The organism is Neobacillus sp. NPDC058068 (assembly GCF_042885335.1).
Classification (GTDB): domain Bacteria; phylum Bacillota; class Bacilli; order Bacillales; family Cytobacillaceae; genus Neobacillus.
Genome location: NZ_JBHVSI010000051.1, coordinates 1 through 1803 on the forward strand (window position 1 = coordinate 1; position 1803 = coordinate 1803).

Annotated in this window: 1 protein-coding gene; it reads left to right on the forward strand. The window is 37.8% G+C overall.

The window, feature by feature from the left end:
- Window positions 1-112: 112 nt before the first annotated feature.
- Window positions 113-1387 (forward strand): IS110 family RNA-guided transposase, encoded by a 1275-nt coding sequence (locus tag ACFVSW_RS27865; protein WP_387319872.1) that lies wholly within the window; start codon window positions 113-115, stop codon window positions 1385-1387.
- Window positions 1388-1803: the final 416 nt, after the last annotated feature.

Here is a 1803-nt window from a genome sequence, read left to right on the forward strand (position 1 = left end):
ATAGCATTCCTGTAGATCGTTAAATATCAGGTTTGAAAAAAATAGAGCCCCTCAGTAAGATACGAGTATAGAGACCAATCTAAACTCAGTGTCTTAAGGAGGAAGCACTACTATGAATTTTAAAATGCAAAACAAACAAAATCAACTAATAGAAAGAATTTCCGATACACATCTTATTGTTGGTGTGGATATCGCTCAACAACTACACGTTGCTCGAGCTGTTAACTTCCGTGGAATTGTAGTTGGAGATCCTCTTTCATTTGAAAATAATGAAGAGGGGTTCGTAAAACTATTAAGTTGGATTCAAAAATTACAAAAACTAAAAAAATTAGATTCAATAATAGTTGGTATGGAGCCTACAGGCCATTACTGGATTAACCTATCCCAATGGTTATATAACCAAAACATTGAGGTAGTTACAGTCAATCCCCATTTAGTAAAAAGGAATAAAGAGAATCGGGATAATACCCAATCTAAGAGTGATAAAAAGGATGCGCTCGTTATCGCGGATATGGTCAAAAACGGGTACTATTCCTTTATTCGCCCATCATCAGAAACATTTGAGAAACTTAGAGTTCTAATGTCTAATCGTGATGTGGTTGTAAAACGCCTCGTCATGTCTATTAATCAAATTAATCGATGGGTAGATGTTGTCTTTCCAGAGCTGCGGCAAGTGTTTAACGATGTTTCGTGCAAAGGGGCCATCGCAACCCTTCGTTTGTTTCCAACTCCAGTTGAAATATCTTCAATGGAGCCACTAGATGTCATGAGGGGATGGAAGTCATTAATGAAAAGACAACCAGGACCTAAAAAAGCTCAATTACTGATCAATCTAGCAAAATCTTCTATTGGAACCGGACAAGCACTTGATGCTTATAAATTCCATTTAGAACAATTACTAGAGGAATATGACCTCGCTGCAAAACAACTCGAAAGAGTTGAACAACAAGTTAAAGATGTCCTCTACAAAATACCATTCGCGAAAAAACTACTTATGATTAAGGGAATAAGTGAAATTTCATTAGCTGGGATACTAGGTGAGTCAGGAGACTTAAGCGGATTCTCTCATGGAAACTCTCTATTACGCCATGCAGGATTGCATCTAGCTGAAGCAAGCTCAGGCAAATGGAAAGGTCAGATTGTCATTTCAAAGCGCGGAAGATCTCGGCTAAGGCGTTTCCTCTACTTAGCAACTATGAGCCTTGTGATGAATAACCCTGAATTTAAAGCACTCCATTCCCATAATGTGAAGGTTAAAAAGATAAAGAAAATGAAATCAATCATGAAACTGATAGGGAAACTAGCAAGGATTTTTGTAGGAATAGCACGAAGTAATGAGTCTTATTGTCCAAGTAAAGTCCAAGTATTACTCCCCTTAGCAGCTTAGATTGAAAACATTTGATATATAAATTGTATAAATTAAAATAGTAAACTTTAATTTTTGAATGTTGTCTTATTCGTAGGATTTCAAATATGTACGGAGTACCAGGTTTCTTCAACAAAAGGGCACTGTGACCCATCAGGATAGCATAACTGGCCTCCACCCCTTGGATAGGCATGACGAAGGAATGAGAGGGCAATTGACCCGTTGAGACATGGGAGGGAAAGCCTCCAGGGGCGGCGTGGAGATGTACATTATATGGTAAAATATGGAGTGGTAGCTGACTCCTTTATTTAACTATGCCTTCACGAAGCCAAATTATTCAGTACTCATTTCAATTACAAGTAAATCCAATTACAAGGGATATGAAATCCTGCGAATAAGTGAGCATTCGAGAGATATTCGTATTAAACTGAGGGAGT